This window comes from Desulfomonilia bacterium (assembly GCA_036567785.1).
Classification (GTDB): Bacteria; Desulfobacterota; Desulfomonilia; order UBA1062; family UBA1062; genus DATCTV01.
This window is the reverse complement of record DATCTV010000030.1, coordinates 85,779-105,202: the sequence shown is the minus strand read 5'-3', so window position 1 is coordinate 105,202 and position 19,424 is coordinate 85,779. Positions and strand designations below refer to the sequence as shown.

Annotated in this window: 18 protein-coding genes; 5 read left to right on the top strand and 13 right to left on the bottom strand. The window is 46.0% G+C overall.

Annotation, left to right across the window (positions count from 1 at the left end; genetic code table 11):
- Positions 1-32: 32 nt before the first annotated feature.
- Complete coding sequence (locus VIS94_07540) at positions 33-1,748, bottom strand: acyl-CoA dehydrogenase family protein (protein ID HEY9160920.1); 1,716 nt, start codon at positions 1,746-1,748, stop codon at positions 33-35.
- Positions 1,749-1,939: 191 nt separating this feature from the next.
- The gene (locus tag VIS94_07535) at positions 1,940-3,010 is read right to left on the bottom strand and encodes a tetratricopeptide repeat protein (protein HEY9160919.1); all 1,071 of its coding nucleotides are present in this window, start codon (positions 3,008-3,010) and stop codon (positions 1,940-1,942) included.
- A gap of 31 nt (positions 3,011-3,041) precedes the next feature.
- Here VIS94_07535 and VIS94_07530 point away from each other — a divergent pair, with 31 nt between their 5' ends.
- From VIS94_07530 to VIS94_07520, 3 genes are all read left to right on the top strand, one after another.
- On the top strand, positions 3,042-3,185 hold the full coding sequence (locus VIS94_07530; protein ID HEY9160918.1) for a hypothetical protein: 144 nt from the start codon (positions 3,042-3,044) through the stop codon (positions 3,183-3,185).
- 486 nt (positions 3,186-3,671) lie between these two features.
- The gene (locus tag VIS94_07525) at positions 3,672-5,060 is read left to right on the top strand and encodes an MFS transporter (GenBank protein ID HEY9160917.1); all 1,389 of its coding nucleotides are present in this window, start codon (positions 3,672-3,674) and stop codon (positions 5,058-5,060) included.
- Complete coding sequence (locus VIS94_07520) at positions 5,057-7,642, top strand: hypothetical protein (GenBank protein ID HEY9160916.1); 2,586 nt, start codon at positions 5,057-5,059, stop codon at positions 7,640-7,642. Before VIS94_07525 ends, VIS94_07520 begins: the two co-directional genes overlap by 4 nt.
- Positions 7,643-7,703: 61 nt before the next feature.
- On the opposite strand, the gene VIS94_07515 is transcribed toward VIS94_07520, so the two are convergent.
- Entirely contained in the window at positions 7,704-9,437 is a 1,734-nt protein-coding gene (locus tag VIS94_07515; protein HEY9160915.1) for a 30S ribosomal protein S1, read from the bottom strand.
- Positions 9,438-9,760: 323 nt separating this feature from the next.
- Here VIS94_07515 and asd point away from each other — a divergent pair, with 323 nt between their 5' ends.
- Positions 9,761-10,645 carry an archaetidylserine decarboxylase gene (gene asd / locus VIS94_07510; GenBank protein HEY9160914.1) on the top strand — a complete coding sequence of 295 codons (885 nt, stop codon included), beginning with the start codon at positions 9,761-9,763 and terminating at the stop codon, positions 10,643-10,645.
- A 55-nt stretch (positions 10,646-10,700) separates the two neighbouring features.
- Here asd and VIS94_07505 read toward each other — a convergent pair whose 3' ends face one another.
- Entirely contained in the window at positions 10,701-11,399 is a 699-nt protein-coding gene (locus VIS94_07505) for a hypothetical protein (GenBank protein ID HEY9160913.1), read from the bottom strand.
- Positions 11,400-11,539: 140 nt separating this feature from the next.
- Here VIS94_07505 and VIS94_07500 point away from each other — a divergent pair, with 140 nt between their 5' ends.
- Positions 11,540-12,823: an IS5 family transposase gene (locus tag VIS94_07500; GenBank protein ID HEY9160912.1), complete on the top strand. Its 1,284-nt coding sequence runs from the start codon at positions 11,540-11,542 to the stop codon at positions 12,821-12,823.
- Between the two features lie 16 nt (positions 12,824-12,839).
- Here the strand turns inward: VIS94_07500 and VIS94_07495 are convergent, their stop codons facing one another.
- The 9 genes from VIS94_07495 to VIS94_07455 form a co-directional block, all read right to left on the bottom strand.
- On the bottom strand, positions 12,840-13,172 hold the full coding sequence (locus VIS94_07495; GenBank protein ID HEY9160911.1) for an RDD family protein: 333 nt from the start codon (positions 13,170-13,172) through the stop codon (positions 12,840-12,842).
- Positions 13,173-13,242: 70 nt separating this feature from the next.
- A complete protein-coding gene (locus VIS94_07490; GenBank protein ID HEY9160910.1) occupies positions 13,243-13,365 on the bottom strand; it encodes a hypothetical protein in 123 nt (40 codons plus the stop codon).
- Positions 13,366-13,418: 53 nt separating this feature from the next.
- On the bottom strand, positions 13,419-13,769 hold the full coding sequence (locus VIS94_07485; GenBank protein HEY9160909.1) for a hypothetical protein: 351 nt from the start codon (positions 13,767-13,769) through the stop codon (positions 13,419-13,421).
- A 2-nt stretch (positions 13,770-13,771) separates the two neighbouring features.
- Positions 13,772-15,052: a phenylacetate--CoA ligase gene (locus VIS94_07480; protein HEY9160908.1), complete on the bottom strand. Its 1,281-nt coding sequence runs from the start codon at positions 15,050-15,052 to the stop codon at positions 13,772-13,774.
- Positions 15,049-15,813 (bottom strand): ABC transporter ATP-binding protein, encoded by a 765-nt coding sequence (locus VIS94_07475; protein ID HEY9160907.1) that lies wholly within the window; start codon positions 15,811-15,813, stop codon positions 15,049-15,051. The genes VIS94_07480 and VIS94_07475 overlap by 4 nt, the downstream gene beginning before the upstream one ends.
- A complete protein-coding gene (locus tag VIS94_07470) occupies positions 15,810-16,538 on the bottom strand; it encodes an ABC transporter ATP-binding protein (protein HEY9160906.1) in 729 nt (242 codons plus the stop codon). Before VIS94_07470 ends, VIS94_07475 begins: the two co-directional genes overlap by 4 nt.
- Positions 16,538-17,404 (bottom strand): branched-chain amino acid ABC transporter permease, encoded by an 867-nt coding sequence (locus tag VIS94_07465; GenBank protein HEY9160905.1) that lies wholly within the window; start codon positions 17,402-17,404, stop codon positions 16,538-16,540. Before VIS94_07465 ends, VIS94_07470 begins: the two co-directional genes overlap by 1 nt.
- Positions 17,401-18,258 carry a branched-chain amino acid ABC transporter permease gene (locus tag VIS94_07460; protein ID HEY9160904.1) on the bottom strand — a complete coding sequence of 286 codons (858 nt, stop codon included), beginning with the start codon at positions 18,256-18,258 and terminating at the stop codon, positions 17,401-17,403. Before VIS94_07460 ends, VIS94_07465 begins: the two co-directional genes overlap by 4 nt.
- Position 18,259: 1 nt before the next feature.
- A complete protein-coding gene (locus tag VIS94_07455; GenBank protein ID HEY9160903.1) occupies positions 18,260-19,384 on the bottom strand; it encodes an ABC transporter substrate-binding protein in 1,125 nt (374 codons plus the stop codon).
- Between the last annotated feature and the right edge of the window lie 40 nt (positions 19,385-19,424).

Genomic DNA, 19,424 nt, shown 5'->3' with positions numbered 1-19,424 from the left:
GAAGGGCGTTAAATGCGCCCTTCTTTCAATTTTTAAGAATTCATTTCGTATTCGCCGTTCAGAGAGAGTACATGCTCCTGCCAGACTTTATTGTACTGCTCCATATCAGGCACCGCCTTTATCAACATGATCTGTTTGCAGAACTCACGCTGAGCGTCGTTCGTGCTGTGGTTGCCGTAAATCTGCAGCCCGAAACCTGCAAAGTCCCGCACCATGAAATCGAATATCTGATTTATGATGTCTGAAGGCATATTGTCATATTTCGCCTGCTCGAGGATAAGCTGTCCGTACACGACTATCGAGAACATCTCTCCCAGGGGAAGAGTGAATGACGGATCCATCTCCTGCAGTTTGTCTGGATGGGCCTTTTCTAGCATCTCCTTGAATATGCTTATCTGCCTGATGAATGCCTCCACATTCGGCAGGTTTTCGAATGCCTTGAATACCGGTGCAAAGTCGTGGAACTTCACTTTCCCAAGGCCTTTAGCCGGCCCCTGATTGAATACGAACATATCGTCCCTTAATGCAAATTCCGGCTTCACTTCAGCATATTCCTGAGGACTGAAAAAGTAGTTTTCCATGAACTTGCGGATAAGCTGGACATTCACATGAACGGTCCCCTCAAGCTTGGAAGGCCCACGGATGTCTGTTGCGGCCATTGAAAAGAACATGTCCTTTTCAAAACCCTTGGCGGCGATTACATCCCATAAGAGATTCAGTACCTCTTCCGCCTGCAGTGTTACCTTCATCTTGCTTGTGGGATTGTAAAGAAGATATCGTCGATCGTTGTCAGCAGCATTCCTGAAATAGTCGGTTGCACGGCGCTGATACATTTTCATGCCGATGAGCCTCAGCCATGCGTCCATGAAGTTCTTTTTTACATGCGGCATGTCGGTCACCTTCATGCCGTACAGAATGCGGTTCGCGGCATGAGTTATGGCCTCATAAAAACAGTGTTCCACAACGCCGATTGAAGCCGGGCCGATATTGAATTTGCCTATGTTTACGGTATTCAGAGCGGCATCCCACGCCTCTGGTCCGCGCTCAAGTATATCATCTTCGGTTATCGGATAATCGTGAAGGGCGAAATTCGATACGTATTCCTGATGTGAGATAACGTTTTTCTTCAGCTCATACGCCTTGTTCTTGTAATTGGTAACAAAAAATACATAGTCGTCAGTCCCGTCTTTCACCTTGCCCATGGTGGAAACCATCTCGGCCTCGTTGCCGTTGCCGATATAGTATTTCTCGCCGTTTGCCAGCCATGTCCCATCTCCTTTGGGCGTCAGCGCAGCTTCAGTCGAATAGATATCGGCGCCGTGAGTCCTTTCGGAAAGGCCGAATGCAAAAATCGCTCCTTCCTTCAGAAGTTTTGCAGCTTTTTGTTTCGCCTTTTCATTTTTGCTCATCCATATGGGCCCCAGACCGAGAATGGTAACCTGGAAGCAATACCAGTATCCCAGACCGTAGAAGGCCAGGAGTTCACTGTATTCCCCGTTTCTGGCAGAATCCCATCTGCAGTCCAGATCGCCGCCGCTGTACTCACTCGGAGTAAGCAGCTTGGCGAATATCTGCTCTTTACCGATAAAGTCGACAAATTCACGGTACCAGATCTTCTTGTTGAAATCTTCGGTAAGCCTTGTCTTTCCCATTGTCTCAAAAAAATTAACGGTCTTTTCGACTAATTTTCGTGATCCTTCATCTTTCATCAGGCTGACAAATTTTTTCGGCTGAATAAGATAATTCATGGTCACCTCCGTTATTTATTTCAGGTTATGAGCTGTATCAAACTAGCATATTGATATGACCGAATCAATTAAAGTCCTTGAGCGCATGGATTCTGTTTATGGTTGACGGCTTATGAAAAAGGCACAAAACCGTTTTTGATGTTAATCACGGTTTTGTGCCAGTACCGTCTGTAATATAAAATAAATTTGAATCAGAACGTGATCTGTGCGGGTTCATTCTCTCCCAGATCTCTGAGCTTCTTTTTAGCATAAGGCGTAATTTCATGAAGAGGAAATGTCGAAACAACAGTTCTGAGCAGATCAACGGCCTTTTTCTTATCGTTTGTATTTGAAAGGATGATTTCCGCCGCCTGAATGTACGCCTTGGGGGCAGCATCATCTTTCGGATTTGAGTCTGCATACCTTTCAAGGAGCCTTGCGGCTTCGCCGGGCTTGTTCTGTGAAACAAGGGAACTGGCTATCTTCATGGCCACATCCTTACCGGGTGTAAAGTTCCTGTTTATATAGACACATTCAAGATATACATCGACAAGCTTATCAATTCTGTCATTGATATAAAGATGATTCAGATAAACCGGGGCATAGGATATAAGCTCGTCTTTCTGTTTCAGCATTTTTTGAAGATTGTATAAACGCTCTGCGATCTCTGAACTGTCATGCAAACTTTTGATATTATCACTTAGCAGTCCTGCAGCTTCCTCGATTCGACCCTCCTTGATGAGCTGATTCACATTGTTATAAAGTGCACGGACAGAAGGCTTAAGTCTGACGGCTTCTATCTGCTGGCTAAGTTTCCTGCTGAATGCAGTTTCGAATTCAAGCTTATCATGATGACGGTAAATCAAGTAGCCGATCATATGATAAATGACTAGTGTTAAATAATTTGACAGCATTACACTAAGAAAAACGAATCTGTTTTCCGGAACAAATTGAAATACATGCATGGACATGTATGATATTCCTCCGACAAGACAGACTACAAACAGGCACATAAATATATAAGGCATGCCTATTTTCAGAGGTATCCTTACAACAGGAACAAGGCTTAATGTCTTGATCAGGCTGTTATTTAAAACCAGAGAAATAATCAGTGCCGGAATCAGAAACCCCATCAACATGAAATAAACCGTTGCCTGAACAATTCCCGAATGCCTGTAAATGAAATAACCTATAAAACCCAGCGGATACAGAAGCAGAATCTGTTTGAACAGCATACCCAGCTCCCCGTATTCCGGCTCGGACTGGAGATCAGGCGGGATCATATTGCCGCGTAATGTTTCGTTGAGGGCTGAAATGGAATACTTAAGCCATATAGACCACAAGATCACAGCTGCGGCAATACCGTACGGGGAAAGCATGAAAGACATGAAGCTGAGTATTGACAGGAACAGCATTAAAATAAAAGGGGTTGGCTTGATCGGATATGCCAGAACCTGAGGCAGCCTTTTTATAATCGGTTCTATTCTCGGCAAACCAAATTTGTTTTCAAGTGGATAGCCGCAATTCTGACAAAAACGGAGATCTTTTGTCGATGAATACCCTCCGGCTTTCTTCCTGGATGAACATTCTTCACAATGCATTATCCTGCAGGCCGGACAAAACCACTTTGCTTCCTCTTTTGGATGATAAGTACAAGTAATCTTCATAATAATTCCCGGTTTATCATTCTGTGCTTTATTTCTCAATCTGCAAAATTCCTGATAATTCAAATAAATAAATCAAGCAATGATAATGCCAAGAGGCATATGTCATCTAACATTGCAGTATATTTAACTAAAGTTAAATAATTGATTAATAAATATTTCCTGATTGGGTAAATGACTGAGATGAAAATGGAATATAATTTCCTTTAATATTGTTTTGGAAATAGATTCAAAACACTGTAAAGCTTATTAACAGGTTCTCACATAAAAGGGAGGGAAAGTGGATAAAGCACGATCCGGAAATCCTTTCATGGAAGATATTTCAAAAGCAGGCCGACCTGCCGGTCTGACATTTATTCTGCTTATGATAATCTGTCTGTTTGTCTTCTGCCAGCAGACGCTTGATGCGCCGAATCTGACACAGATAGGCACAGGCTTCGGACTGGCCGGTCCTGCTATTGATGAAATTATCGGCGGAAAATCATTCATGTGGCAGATGGTTGTCATATCCGTCTCGCTTATTCTGTTCGGCTATCTTTCGGACATGACAAACAGGAAAATGCTTCTTGGCATATCCCTTCTTCTTGCGGGTGTTTCATATCTCTTTGCCTCCTTTGCCAGGACTCCGGAACAATTTATTATATTTCGTTCGCTTGGTGGCATAGGTATCGGCGGATTTGTGCCTGTAATGTTCTCGATAATAGGCGACATGTTCTCATCAAAGAGCAGGGCCGCCGCATCGGGAATATTTGTGGCAATAGTCAACATAGGCTACGGCAATGGTTTCATTCTGGGCGGGGCCATCGGAAGCGAAACCGCCTTCGGCTGGAGGGTTTCATTTCAGGTGCAGAGCATTATCCTTATACTGCTCAGCTGCCTTTTTGTTCTGGCGGGAAAACTCCCTGCCAGGGGTTTTGCCGATACCAGGGATGCAACGGGTTCAGACATCACAGAATATAAAGGCCGGATAAAATTCTCCGATTTAAAGACAATATTATCCATCCCCACGAATCTGATATTCATAATATCCTGCATAATCGCCACAATGCCGATGGGATATATCCAGCGGTTCATGGTCGACTACTATTCAACTGATGCAGGCCTCGGGACAGGCGCAGCAACACTGATACTGCTTATCGTTCTGTCGGGAAGCCTCATCGGAGACCTCATAGGAGGATTTTTCGGCGACATCCTGCATATTAAAAATCCCGGATATCCGGCGTATCTAAGCGCGTTCGCCCTGTTTGCAGGATGTATCCTGTTCCTGGTTTTCTTTGCATTTGACATGCGCGGCTCAACTGTCCTTTTTCTTGCAATCCCGATAGCCATCGGGTTTATCGCATCGTCATTTGTTGAAATCCCGACACCCGTCTCAAAAGCCATGATGCTCGACGTGAACCTGCCTGAAAACCGCGGGACAATCTCCGCCCTGATCCAGATAACAGCTCAGATCGGATTCGGACTTGGCGCTCTTATCGGGGTATTCGGTGATGACCTTGCAGTCATGCTCGGGCTAACTCCGACGAGACTTTTCAACTTCAGACTTGCCGTTCTCATTTTGATACCTGTGGGACTTTCCTGGATACTTGTCGCATATACGATAAAAAGAGATGAAAAAAAGGCGAAGGAGCTGATGCAGAAAAGGATTGAACAGGAGCTTGCAGATTGAAAAAAGGCAATATGCCGTTAACAGCTGGCAGCGGAATATTCGGCGAGTGGTTCGAAGACGAAACCGGTCTTCCTGCATACAGATACAAGATGCGCCATGATGATCCGCGTGCACTCTGGGACCCGGTCATTAAAAACAAATCAACCCTGCACTGGCATCAGATCGGTAACGATCGCATTACGGCAAACGCTTACAACCTTGGCATGGTAAAGGTCTTCTACGGTGAAACCGGGCAGCTATGGCTTAACGATTACAGCCCTCAAGAAAATGCACACTGCGGAGGGTTCGGCTGGCTGATATCTGAAGACAAGGTACTTATAGACAGGGATGACTGCATTCCTGAAGGCTCCGGATGGGAGAGAATATTCGGGTCCGGATATTTTCAGAAGACACTTGAATATTGTGGGCTTGCATTGGAAAGAAGGGTTTTCGCCCCGGCAGGCGATGAACCTTGCCTGATATCAGAAGTTAAGATTAAGAACAGGACAAATAAACTCAAAGACTTTCATCTCATAGAATACTGGGATATCAACATCACGAGAATAACAAAATTTATCCTCAACAGGTTTTTGAACAGGAAAACCCGGATACATCCGAGACTTAGCCTGAGTAGTGAAGGCAGGATCCTTTCAGCATGGCCTGACGGCAAAAAGGGCAAACTCCCTGACAAGCCATGTTATATAGACCCGGAATATCCGGGAATTTTCCTTGCAAGCCTTGACGATAAACCCTGCGAATGGATTACAAGACCTGATTTATTGTTCTGTGATTCCCTGCCTGTAAAAAACCCAGGCTTCCTCACTTCCGCCTCCCGCCTTAATCCATCCGGTTCGACACCAGTGGCTGATACCTGTCTTGCGGCCGTGATAAAAGCCGGAATAGAAGCAGGTGAAGAAAAGATTTTCAGATTCGCCTACGGTTATGCAAAAGCAAGAGAGCCGGAAGACATAGTGTCATCAGTCATCAGAAATGGCGCCCAACTGTGGCGGAATACCGCTTCATTCTGGAAAGAGCGCGCACCTTCATTCAAGACCGGAAAAGAGGAACTAAACCTGGGCCGCGAACTTGTCTGGAACAATTATTATTTCAATTCGTCTTCACAGTATGATGCCTATTATCAGAGGCATTATGTTCCGCAGGCCGGCAATTATCTTTATGACTCAGGCCTGAACGGGGCATCGCGAGATTTTTTTGAAAACATCATCACGCTCACTTATTACAGACCACAATCTGCAAGGGAAATGCTGGAATTCATGCTGAGAAGCCAGAAGACCGACGGCACCTTTTTTTACAGCATTGACGGGTTCGGCAAAAGAAACCGTCTATTCTACAGGCCTTCGGACCTCGGACTGTGGTTTTTATGGGCATTGAGCGAATATATTTTCGTAACCCGGGATTTCGGATTTCTTGAAGCGCCCCTCCCCTACTACCCTCTGAACAAGTACAGAACCGAGTCTGTGTGGGAGCATGCAAAAAAATCCTTTGCCCATCTCGTAACTAAAATCGGAACCGGCAGGAACGGCCATCTGAAAATAAGGCTGTCCGACTGGAACGACGAAATGACATGGCTTACAGCGGCCGACAGCGCTCTGGATATTGTCCTGACGATCCTGAAAGGAGAATCGGTCCTCAACACTGCAATGGCATGCTTTATATTGCCCATGTTTGAGGATCTTGCAGAATATGCAGGGGATAAAGAAACAGAAAAAGCCTGTGCCGGTATTTTGTCCCGAATGAAAACAGCGCTTAACAGTGCCTGGCAGAAAGATCATCTTATCCGTTCATATTCCGGCCTTGGCAAGCCGTTTGGAAAGGAAGAGACCTGGCTGGAGCCTATGGTCTGGACGCTGCTCGCCCGAGGGAGCCTTGAAGGTGGAAAAGAGGACACAGCAGTAAAAACAATAAAGGAAAAGCTTCTCACTCAAGCAGGAATCAAGATATCAGACACCGGCAGGGAATCGATGACAACGAGAAAGGGAGAGCAGGAATCAGGCGGGATGTGGCCTGCGATAAACGCCCCTGCCGCCATTGCCCTGTCCGGTTTTGACAAAGACCTTGCATGGGAAGTCTTCAAGAAAAACACCCTTTGCTCGCATGCGGAACTCTATCCGGATAAATGGTACGGTATATGGAGCGGACCGGACGCCTTCAACGGCCCCGATTCAGTCCGGCCGGGCGAAACCTGGTACCAGAAGAACCCGGTCTTTTCCCTCGGCGCCCAGTCATATCCCGTGCAGAATATCCATGCCCACGGCCAGATGATGTATGCGCTGGCAAAGCTTGCCGGATTGGCTGCAGGTATTGACGGCTGGACAATTTCACCAAGGATACCGCATGAAACTTATTCTTTTTCATGCAGCCTCTTCGGCATCGATGTATCGCCTGAAAAGATATCGGGCTATGTCTGTCTGCCTGTCAGCACCTCTTTGATACTGAATGTTGAATTGCCGGAAAACCTGACCGGAAAGAAGATTCTTGCAGATGGCAGACAGGTTCAATACAAAAATACAGGCAATATGCTTGAGTTATATTTGAATGCGCAAAAAGGAGAAAAGGTTGTCTGGAGTATCTTGACAAAATAGAACAGGCGGCCCGGAATTGCCGGAGCCGCCTGTTTTTCCATGACGTTCAATAACGATTTTATCAGCTTTTCTGCCAGCCTTTAAGCAGGTCGCCAAGATTTGTTGCAACCTTGTCAGGCGCCTTGCTTGTCTCCTGAAGAGACTTTCTGGTCTGGGCATCGTCAAGCGCCTTTATCGAAAGGCCTATCTTCTTGTTCTCAGGGCTGACCCTTAAAACGACAGCCTCAACTTCCTGCCCGACTTTCAGCACCTCGGCCAGTGATTCTATCTTGTCGCGGCTGACTTCTGAAATATGGATCATACCCTCGATTCCCTGGGCGATTTCAACAAACGCACCGAAATCGGTTATGCTTGTTATCTTGCCCTTGATTATGCTGCCGGCAGGATGATCGTTTGCTATCTGCGTCCACGGATCAGGTTCAAGCTGCTTGATACCCAGTGAGAATTTTTCCGAATCCTGGTCAATGGTCAGAACTTTAGCCTTTAAGACATCTCCCTTTTTAAACATGTCCTTCGGGCTCTTCACCTTCGGGTCCCATGATATGTCGCTGACATGTATAAGGCCGTCAATATCGATGTTCTCATCAATGCTCACAAATATGCCGAAATCGGTTACATTCTTAACCTTCGCATCGACTACGGCACCTTCAATGTAATTCTGGCTAAGAAGATCCCACGGATTAGGTGTCGTCTGCTTGAGACCCAGGGATATGCGCCTTTCCTTCTGGTCAACGCCCAGTATCTGGACCTCAACCTCTTCATCTTCCTTTAGCACTGAAGACGGGTGCCTTATCTTCTTCGACCAGAACATCTCAGAAATATGGACAAGCCCTTCAACGCCTTCCTCCAGTTCGACGAATGCACCATAGTTGGTCAGTGAAGTAACCTTGCCGCTTACCTTCTTTCCGATGGGATAGCGGTATTCGATACCCTCCCACGGGTCTGTTGAAAGCTGTTTTATTCCAAGAGATATCTTCTCGGTCTCAGGGTCGAAATCGATTATTTTCACATCAATAACCTGGCCTGAAGCAACCTTTTCCTTGGGGTCTTTCAGCTTTCCCCATGACATGTCGGTTATATGCAGAAGTCCGTCTATGCCGCCGATATCTACGAATGCGCCGTATGCAAGAATATTCTTGACCGTGCCTTTGACGACATCGCCCTTGTTTATTGTTTCCAGAAGAACCTTTTTCTTTGCAGCCCTCTCGCTCTCAAGAACATCCCGGTGGCTGACCACAACATTGTTCTTTTTGCGGTTGTATTTGATTACGGTAACATCAATTTTTGTTCCGATCAGTTTTTCAAGGTCCGCCTCTGTCGGCTGGGAAAGTGATGCATGGGAACTTGGAAGAAATGCCTGGACCCCGATGTCGACCATCAGGCCGCCTTTTATCCTGTTCAGCACCCTGCCTGAAATGGTCGTCTTGTCCTGATATGCCTTTATTATGTCGTCCCAGACCTTGAGTGATCTTGCTCTCTCCTTGCTCAGTCTGATATTTTTCCCCAGGCTCAATACCAGTACTTCAACCTCATCCCCGATGGATACGTTAATGTTGCCGTTTTCATCAAGAAATTCCTTTAAAGGAGCGCTCCCCTCCATTTTACGTCCGACATCTATCATTATGTTCTCGGCATCGATCTGAACAACCGTGCCGGTTATCACAGCCCCGATTGAAAGCGATTTGCCGAAAGTCTCGCCGTAGAGTGCTTCGTAATTGGTCTGATCCGTTTCCTGAGCCGCTTTTTCTTCCGTGATTTCGGTCACGTTTTCCTGATTTGCTTTGATCTCATCCATGTTTGACATCCTCCGTCCCTGTCCGATTAAGTTGGTGTCCTATACAATAGGGCCTTTTAAAAAACAAGCACTCTTTTAGCCGGATACGGTCAGATACTTCACCTGGAAACAGGGTCAGAAGTGCGATCGTTCCGGTGGTTCAGAGCCATATCAGGTATTAAAACTTATAGATCTCTCTTATGCGCTTCGGACAACAAATGAAATCTCGTTCCCGGCCTTGCCCGAAGTACTGGTTTATAGATATTTAAAATAATATTATAAGCAGTACACCTATCTTGACATGCGCAGCTTTATAAGAAAGATAGAAGGGCAGGAGGCCTAGGATGAACAAGGTCTGGAACAGAAAAGCGGCTCAACTCGAAGATGTCCGATATTATAAAAACGAAGCTATAATATTCGTGCATAAGAATCCCATAGCCAGCTTCATAATGAGCAACATCGCCGTATGGCCCTTTTTCAGCACGCTTATGGCGTTAAGAGATTATACGCGCTTTTCGAGGAAGAAGGTGCTTGATTTCGTTTCCGAAAACAATCTCGATGAAACGGAGTTCGAGAAGCCTGCAAGTGAATATTCCTCTTTCAGCGAGTTCTTTGACCGCAGGCTCAAACCGCAGGCAAGGCCTGTATGCCAGCAAAACGATACCATCGTCTCCCCTGCCGATGGAGCCCTTACAATATTCCCCAATATATCCGGCATCCCTGCATTTGCCATAAAGGGCCAGAAATTCACGCTTGCTTCCCTGTTAAGGGATGAACAGCTTGCCGGTGAATACAGCAACGGGTCGCTCGCCGTGATTTATCTTTCGCCTACCGATTATCACAGATATCATTTTCCCTGTGATTGCACGATGGAGAAAATCTGGACTCTGGGCGCTAAACTTTTTTCGGTGAATCCCATTGCAATGGAGCACGGCTACAGGCCCTTCGATGTCAATGTGAGAGACATCAGCATCCTGAGCAATGAAAAGACCGGGCAATTTCTGATGATCGAGGTAGGTGCGCTTTATGTAGGCCGCATGGTCCGCACCAGTCCCGGCCCGGGGAAAAAGGCCAGAGGTGAAGAAAAGGGCTATTTCGGCCTCGGCGGTTCGACAATAGTCCTGGTATTTAAAAAAGGCGCTGTTAAATTTGATGAAGACATCATCGAGATGTCTTCATATGACATCCCTTCCAGGGTGAGGATGGGAGAAAGGATCGCTGTAGTATAGAGTATAGAGGGACGTTCTTCGGTTATTTGGTTAAATATAAATATTCTGGCTACAATTACTGTTGTCCTTGCCGGTGCAATCCCGTTGATGCCATACAATACATAATGTTCTTCCATATTTGTGCAATACCAATATCAAAGCCCCAATTTAGAGATACTTCAATAGAATTTCCATTTTTTTCAATAGGAAGCTCTTTGATAATTATCTGTACAATTTTATTAATTTCCGTTTCAGGTTCAATAGGTTCTTTATTTAGAAAAACATTGACTTTAATACTTGGTTTTTCATTATTTCCATCATTACTATATATAATTGATTCAACAGATATTGAAGACAATATTACATTTTTATTGTTTGAAGATATTTCTTTTGAAATTACATTTATTTTATCAGTTGAAATATTATTATTAACATTGTTTTGTATAAAAAATGAATAAAAAACAATAATTATTATTAACAGTATGCTCATAATATAATGAATATTAGATATTGGCTTTTGACAATCCATCTTTGGGGCCGAATTCATATTCTCAACAACAAATGTTCTTGTCAATAAATCATGATAACTTTGTCTTGTATTTTTATTGAAAATATAAAGATATAAATTTGCAGCACAAATTCCTTCTCCTAAAATTGTAAAAACAATTTCTTTAAATGATATTGGTATAAATGTTGTGGATAGAAATGTCGAAGTTGCAACAGAAAACGGAATAAAAATAATGCAATATCTAGCTAGTCCCCCCTGAAGAAGCACTTAAGCCCATGATATAATTGGCATAAAGCTCATTTTAAAATGATATTATCTGCATAAAAATGGTAGTATGTGCATAGATTTCTTGCAGATTTTGATTTTCAGGAGGGCAGATGATACCGAGGAAAGATGAGCAGGTTCAGATGGGTTTGTTCAATGAGGATCTGTCTGAAATGCTCAACCCGAAACATCCGTTATATTTGCTGGGGGAAAGGATTCCATGGGAGGTTTTTGAAAAAGAGTTCAAGGATCTTTATGGCAAGACCGGAAGACCAGCAAAGCCGATAAGACTTATGACAGCCCTTTTGATACTGAAACAGATTTACAATTTATCTGACGAGACTGTAATTCAGGCGTGGGTTGAGAATCCTTATTATCAGCACTTCAGCGGCATGAGGACATTCCAGTGGAAGTTTCCTATAGACCCGACCGACCTGGTGTATTTCAGAAAGAGGATTGGAGAAAAGGGAGTAGAAAAAATACTTGAAGTATCAATCTGTATGCACGGTGAAAAGGCTAAAGAAAAGGAAGTTGTGATAGATTCTACGGTGCAGGAGAAGAACATAACCTTTCCGACAGACACGAATCTTTACCGTGGGATAATAGAAGGCTGCCTTCGGATAGCTAAAGAAGAAGGGTTAATCCTCAGACAGTCATACACAAGGACGACAAAGGCGCTTTTATTAGACCAGAGGTTCAGGAATCATCCGAAGAATTACAAGAAAGCAATCAAGGCCCAGAAGAGGCTGAAGACCATAGCCGGCAGATTAGTCAGAGAAATAGGAAGAAAGACATCTGATCATTCAGAAACACTTGAGCTTTACGTTAAAGTTTTATCTCAACAAAAAAGTGATAAGAACAAGATTTACAGTCTTCATGAACCGCAGGTTTATTGCATAGCAAAAGGCAAAGAGAACAAGAAATACGAGTTTGGGTCAAAGGCGTCGATAGCGGTAACAAAGAACAGCGGGATAATCATCGGAGCCCTTAACATAAGAGAGAACACACATGACAGTAAGACTCTTTTATCAACGCTGGCTCAGATTGAAGCGTTAACAAAGAACAAACCTCATTTTGCCATTTGCGACCGGGGATACCGTGGGGTATCGGAGATCAACGGCACGAAAATACTCATACCTTCAAGGTCAAAGAAAGACGCAACTTCATACGAAAAGAGAAAGGCCCGTCTTCGTTTCAGAAGAAGGGCTGCGATAGAACCCGTGATAGGACATCTCAAGTCAGATTACGGGTTGGCCCGCAATTATCTCAAGGGCCATATGGGAGACGGCGTCAATCTTATGCTTGCAGCGGCTGCTTTCAACTTTTCAAAGCTCATGAAAGAGCTTGGTTCTTTTTTGTTCTCAATTTTATGGCTCGTTTTTTTCTCAAAAAACCAAAACAGGCGCCTCATATGGGCGCCTGTCTGATTCGAAAATGGGTTTTTCAGGGACGACTAGCTATTGAAACCCATAAAGATATTGGTTTGCCATTATCTGATACCACAGATATTTTAAATATTTTTTTACCAATTGTTTGATCTTTAAAAATCGAACTATCTAAAATTCCGAAGTATAATAATTGAATAAAAAAACCTATAAGTACCGTAATCCATCCTAGCTGGATTAATATATCGAATAATAAATATCCTAAAAAGTACTCAATAACTCCCAATATAATAATATCCAAAATAAATGCTGCTGTTCTTTTCCAAAATCCAGCAAAATATATATCGGAGTAAAAAGACGTTTCATTTTTAGTAACATAATATTCTTCCATAAATTAATCCTTTAAATATTATTAAATATTAATACCTTAGGAGACGCTGATTGTATTATTAGTTTCCATCTTATCTGAGCCTCAACTTCTCTCCCATGACTATCTTTTCACCGTCCATGACAGAAAGAGAAACGCGCGGCTGGCTTATTCCCAATAGCCTGTCTATCTCGGTTTCATGAAACCCCAGCATCATTGGTTTCTTTCATACTAAATCTAATAATCCAATCAGCGTTCCCTATTACCCTATTAACGCGCGGCCTTGTCCAATGCTTTTTCAGTAGATTCGGCGGCTTTTTTAATGCCCTTCTCAGCACCCTTTGATGCCTTGTCCAACCCCTTCTGGGTGCTGTCGGCTGCTTTTTTTATACCCTTTCCTGTATATTCGACTGCGGTATTTATGCCCTTTTCCGTACTTTCTGCAGCCTTCTGCACGCCCTGTTCTATCTTTTTGCCGGTACTGTCGAGGACATCTGCGGTTTCTTTTGTCAGTTCATCGGCTTTTTTCTCGATGTCGGTGGAAAATGCGGCCATGGTAAAGGTAAAGAGCATCACAGTAAAGAAGACCGCAATACGGCAGATCATCGGTATACGGCGCATAATCAGACCCTTTCGTCAACCACGGAGCCTTCGCCCTTGAATCCGGCCGCCGGGACGATCTTTATGCCGACACGGATGCCCAGGTTTGTGTGGAACGTTTTCTCAAGCTTTTCCATGAATATTTTCTGTGTGCGCATCTCATCGAAAAAGAGCTTTTCGCCGACCTCGAGAAGTATGTCAGCCTTTTCGTACGGCCCTTCACGATAGATATGCAGCTGGCTCCGGTTATCGATGCCCAGTGAAAGAAGTATCTCCCTGATACGAACAGGAGCTATGCTTATGCCTTTGACTTTTACTGTATCATCCGTCCTGCCGTAGAAGCCCGCAAGCCTCATATGCGTCCTGCCGCATTTGCATTCATCGGGTTTTATCATAGTGATATCGCCGGTTCTATAACGTATAAGAGGAAACGCTTCCCTCATAAGGGTTGTTATGACAAGCTCGCCCTTTTCGCCGGCACCGAGTATTTTTCCTGTAACAGGGTCGATCACTTCAGCGATGAAAAAATCCTCATAGACATGCAGCCCGTCATGTGCGCTGCATTCACCGGCAATACCGGGACCCATTACGACGCTGGAACCGTAGCTGTCGAATACCTCAACTCCAAGGAACTGCTCTATCTTGGCCCTGACTGAAGGACTCAGACTGTCTGCACCAAGCACCGCACGGCGCAGACGCAGAGATTTCGGATTTATTCCGAGTTCGTCAAGCCTGTCCAGAAGTATAAGTGCATAGCCTGGCGTACAGGCGATCACAGATGTCAGGTAATCCCTCATGATGATCACCTGCTCGTTCGTATTCCCGATATCGGCCGGGATCACCGATGCCCCGATAAGCTCGGCTGCTGCATGAAAGCCGAATCCGCCCGTCATGAGGCCGTACCTGAACGATATCTGTATCACGTCGTCCCTCGTTATGCCCGTGCCCGTTAAAAACCTCGCCATGAGCCTCGCCCAGGCCTTGAGGTCCCCTGCCGTATATCCCGTGACAATAGGCCTTCTTGCCTGGCCGGATGACGCATGTATGCGCACGACTTCCCTCAGCGGGACGGCAAACATGTCATATGGATAACCCTTTTCTATGTCGGCCCTGGTCGTAAATGGCAGTTTTCTGATATCGTCAAGCGATTTTATCTCATCCGGAAGCATGCCCGCAGCATCCAGGGCCCTTCTGTAATGGGCTACATTAAGGTATGCCCGGTTCAGCGTTGACTGAAGCCGTTCCAGCTGAACCTGTCTCAGTTCAAACGCCTTCATCGTTTCGCAATCTGTTTCAAACATCATAAGACCTCCCCTCCGAGATAGGCTTCAAGCACCTTGGGGTGCTTCCTTATTTCATGAGGAACTCCTGTCGCCAGCAGACTTCCTTCAGCCATTACGATTATCCGTTCACAGATGTCCATTATGAGGTTCATGTCATGTTCGATTATGACAATGCTCAGATCAAGCTCATTTCTGAGTCTGGTTATCAGTGAAGAAAGCTCTTCTGTTTCCCTGGGGTTCATTCCTGCTGCAGGCTCATCAAGAAAAATGACATGAGGTCTTGAAACAAGGGCACGGGCGATTTCAACCCTTCTCTGATCACCGTATGACAGGTTGATCGCCTGTTCCCCGGCCCTGTCACTGATACCGAGTATTTCGAGGAGCCCGAAGGCCTCTTCCCGAAGTCTTTTTTCTTCTTTCACCTTCCAGGGCGCCATCACCATGCTTGCCCAGAAACCGGCGCTGAGCCGAAGGTGCCCTCCTACCATAACGTTTTCAAGGACGCTCATATCGCGGAATATTTCAAGGTTCTGAAAGGTCCTTGTCATACCAAGCTTTACACGCCTGTGCGGCTTAAGCCTTGTTATGTCCTTATCCATGAAATTAACACTGCCCGAATCCGGCGGAAACAAACCCGTCAGAACATTAAAGAGCGTCGTTTTGCCCGCACCGTTTGGGCCTATGACACCTAATATCTCACCCTTTATGACCTCCATGCTGACATGCCTCAATGCATGAATTCCCATGAAGCTTTTGCTGATGTTTTCCGCCTTCAGCATCATTCCCAGACCTCTTTGTACCCCTTGCCCAGATACGCACGCTGTATCTCGTTGCTTGCCCTCAGTTCTTCTGTCATTCCTTCCATGACGATGCGGCCGGTTTCGATTACATATCCCCTGTGCGCCACATTAAGGGCCATCGAGGCGTTCTGTTCTACAAGGAGTATACTCAATCCTTCTTCCGTGTTGAGCCTTTTTATCTGCGAATAAATCTGTGAAGTTACTATCGGCGCAAGTCCCATGGAAGGCTCGTCAAGCAGCAGCACCTTAGGTTTTGCCATAAGCGCCCTGGCTATTGCCAGCATCTGCTGCTCTCCGCCCGATAGCGTGCCGGACGCCTGGGAGCGCCTTTGCGCAAGTATTGGAAACAGCCTTTCCATGGATTCAATGTCTGTTGCGATTTTTTTCCTGTCCTTCCGGGAATAGGCGCCCAGGATCAGGTTGTCCTTTACCGACAGCCCCTTGAAAAGTCTTCTTCCTTCAGGGACATGGCCTATGCCCAGTTTGAGTATCCTGTCAGGAGTTTTCCCTGTAATTGTTTCTTCACCGAAAAGGACTTCACCGGATGAGGTCTTCAGAAGCCCTGAAACAGCTTTCAAAATGCTGCTCTTGCCCGCACCGTTCCCGCCTATCAATGCAACTATCTCGCCTTGCCGGAGATGGAGACTTACTCCTTTTACCGCATGGATGCGGCCATAATGGGCATGAATGTTCCTTAGCGTCAGCATCAGGACTTCCTCCCGAAGATATCGGTTATCTTGACCCTTCCCATTATCCCTTGAGGCCTGAAGACCATCAGAGCAACAAGAAGCGCTCCATAGAAGATATCCTGGTAATCTGCGAGCTTCCTTAATGCCTCCGGCAGAACGGTAAGCAGGAATGCCCCGATAAGCGAGCCGGCTATGCTGCCAAGACCCCCCAGAACCGCCATGGACAGTATCTGTATCGAGGTATGCATGCCGAAGGTGTGCGGGTTTATGTATGCGGTGTAGTGGGCGTATAGGCTCCCTGCAAGTCCGGCCCAGAATGCGCTGACAATAAAAGCCAGCGTTTTGTAGTAGTAGACGTTTATTCCCATGAACGAGGCTGTTGTGTCATTATCCCTGACCGCCGCCCATGCACGTCCTATGCGTGAGTTCTTGAGCATCCATGTGCTCGCTATCATGAGTGCGAGAATCCCTGATACAAGCCCCAGAAATCCTGGCTTTGAATAAAGAGGCTTACCAAGCAGCCTTACCGGCGGAATTCCGGTGAGGCCGTCCGGACCGCCTGTGATTTCCAGATTCAGAAAAACAAGACCCATGATTATGCCGAAACCCAGCGTCACGATTGCCAGATAGTCGTCCTTTACCCTGAGAGCGGGCATTGCCAGAGTCAATCCCAGAATTGAGGTAATGCCTCCTGACAGCAGGAATGCCGGTATGAAGCCAAGACCGTTAATCATCAGAAGGGAGCTCAAATAGGCACCGATTCCGAAAAAGGCCGCATGCCCTAAAGAAACAAGGCCTGCAAAACCGGCCAGTATATTGAGGCTCAGTGCAAGTATGGCGAATATGCCCGTCATTATAAGGATATGGAATATATATACACTCATCTGCCGGACCCCAGAATTCCCCTGGGCCTGATGACGAGGACCAGAACCAGAACGATAAATGCGAATGCGTCCTTGAAATTAGACGATATGTATGCGGCCCCGAGGTTCTCGGCTATACCCAGCACGAGGCCTCCGATTATGGCACCCGGAATCGAGCCCACTCCTCCAAGTATTGCCGCGGAAAATGCCTTTAATCCGGGCAGTGTTCCCATACCCGGTGAGGTGGAATTGTAATATATGGCCATCAGTATCCCTGCCACCCCGGACAGAGCCGATCCCAGGAGAAAAACTATAACATAAGCCCTGTTGACATTTATGCCTGAAAGCCTTGCAGCATCACTGTCCATGGCAACAGCCCTGACGGCCTTTCCATGTCTGGACATGTTCATGAAAAGCCATAGCAGGATCATCATAATTATTGACACGGCCATTATGACAAGCTGCAGCCATGTTATATAGGCACTGAAAAGATTGAATCCCTCGAACCCGAAATCTATCGGAAATGAGCGGTCTTCCGGTCCGAACATGAGCCTTGCCAGAGAGCTTAAAAAGATCGAAGCCCCGATTGCGCTTATTAGCGGGATAAGCGGATGCATTCCACGAAGCGGCCTGAAGGCAAAGCGCTCAAGCAAAAGGCCAACAATGCATGCAGATAATATTCCGGCAGGAATTGCCAGGGCCAGGCTGCCCGTTGCATTGAGGGTCAGTATCGCCCCGAACGCCCCGAACATGTAAATCTCACCCTGTGCGAAATTCACTATGCCCAGGATGCCGAAGATCATGGTGTAGCCAAGGGCGACAAGCGCATAGACGCTTCCCGCCACCAGGCCGTTTATTATCTGCTGAAAGAGCAACCTACTGGACCTTTACGTATTTTCCTTTCTTGACTTCAAAGAGATAGACACCCTGTTTATTTACATCCCCATCATTATCAAAGCTCAACCTGCCTGTCACGCCGTCGAAGTCCTTGACCGTGTCCAGATAGGAACGTATACCGTCCGCGCTGTAGCCTTTCTTTGCTATCGCATCCGCCACGAGCCTGGTCATGTCGTATGTGATTGCAGCAAACATGATATTGTTCGGTTCTTTCGGATCGGCTTTGACAATCTTATAATATTCGGCCTTGAATTTCTTATTTACCGGGGTGTTGTAATCCTCGTTGTACTCGCTGCAGTTGAGGTGCCCTTCAGCGGCCTTGCCTGCAAGCTCAATGTATTTGGGAGCCATGTCCCCGAATACGCCCATGGATGCTTGTTTAATGCCCATCTGACGCGCCTGTTTGATTGCAGGTGCGGTCTCCTGCAGGTAACCCGGAATGAATATCAGGTCGAATTTCTGTTCACGAATCTTTGTAAGCTGTGCGGAAAAGTCCCTGTCTCCGACCATGAAGCTTTCCGAGATCACAACCGGAATACCAAGTTCATTGAAATATTTAGTGAACTGCTCATTGCAGCCTTTGCCATAAGGCTCGTTACTGTACAGGATCGCAACCGCCGTGGTCTTCATCTTGTCTTTTGCGTATTTTGTCAATGCGGCAGCCTGCCTTTCCGAAGTCGTGCAGCCGCGGTAGATATACTGGCCAGCCTGCGAAATCTTGGGCGATGTGCCGTTCGGGGTTATGACAACGATCTTGTCCCGCTCGGCCACCGGGGCAACTGCAAGCACCTCGCCGCTCATCATGGGGCCTATTATTACCTGGCATTTGTCAACGGAAACAAGCTTCTGATATGCCGCAACCGCTGTCTGCGGGGAATCCTTGCTGTCTTCGTAAATGACCACCAGTTTTTTCCCGTTTATGCCGCCCTTGGCATTGATCTGATTGACAGCGATCTCAATGCCTCTTTTCGCCGGAAGCCCGTCGGATGCGCCCTGAGAAAGCCTGAGAATTGCCCCGACCTTGATATCTTCGGCATACAAAGATGTAGCACCTGCAAAAACCATAACCGTGACAAGAATTGCCGACCATAAAATATTTTTCATTTTTACCTCCTGAAAATGTCCATGCACTGGTTGTTTCTAT

Excerpts from the sequence above, each read along its gene's own strand:
- VIS94_07490 (HEY9160910.1), bottom strand. The coding sequence starts at position 13,365 with ATGATGCTGGGGTTTCATGAAACCGAGATAGACAGGCTATTGGGAATA.
- VIS94_07530 (HEY9160918.1), top strand. The coding sequence starts at position 3,042 with ATGGAATACTTAAGCCATATAGACCACAAGATCACAGCTGCGGCAATA.
- VIS94_07480 (HEY9160908.1), bottom strand. The coding sequence starts at position 15,052 with ATGATGTTTGAAACAGATTGCGAAACGATGAAGGCGTTTGAACTGAGA.
- VIS94_07495 (HEY9160911.1), bottom strand. The coding sequence starts at position 13,172 with ATGGAAGAATATTATGTTACTAAAAATGAAACGTCTTTTTACTCCGAT.
- VIS94_07465 (HEY9160905.1), bottom strand. The coding sequence starts at position 17,404 with ATGAGTGTATATATATTCCATATCCTTATAATGACGGGCATATTCGCC.
- VIS94_07515 (HEY9160915.1), bottom strand. The coding sequence starts at position 9,437 with ATGGATGAGATCAAAGCAAATCAGGAAAACGTGACCGAAATCACGGAA.
- VIS94_07485 (HEY9160909.1), bottom strand. The coding sequence starts at position 13,769 with ATGCGCCGTATACCGATGATCTGCCGTATTGCGGTCTTCTTTACTGTG.
- VIS94_07535 (HEY9160919.1), bottom strand. The coding sequence starts at position 3,010 with ATGATCCCGCCTGATCTCCAGTCCGAGCCGGAATACGGGGAGCTGGGT.
- asd (HEY9160914.1), top strand. The coding sequence starts at position 9,761 with ATGAACAAGGTCTGGAACAGAAAAGCGGCTCAACTCGAAGATGTCCGA.
- VIS94_07475 (HEY9160907.1), bottom strand. The coding sequence starts at position 15,813 with ATGATGCTGAAGGCGGAAAACATCAGCAAAAGCTTCATGGGAATTCAT.
- VIS94_07540 (HEY9160920.1), bottom strand. The coding sequence starts at position 1,748 with ATGAATTATCTTATTCAGCCGAAAAAATTTGTCAGCCTGATGAAAGAT.
- VIS94_07470 (HEY9160906.1), bottom strand. The coding sequence starts at position 16,538 with ATGCTGACGCTAAGGAACATTCATGCCCATTATGGCCGCATCCATGCG.
- VIS94_07455 (HEY9160903.1), bottom strand. The coding sequence starts at position 19,384 with ATGAAAAATATTTTATGGTCGGCAATTCTTGTCACGGTTATGGTTTTT.
- VIS94_07500 (HEY9160912.1), top strand. The coding sequence starts at position 11,540 with ATGGGTTTGTTCAATGAGGATCTGTCTGAAATGCTCAACCCGAAACAT.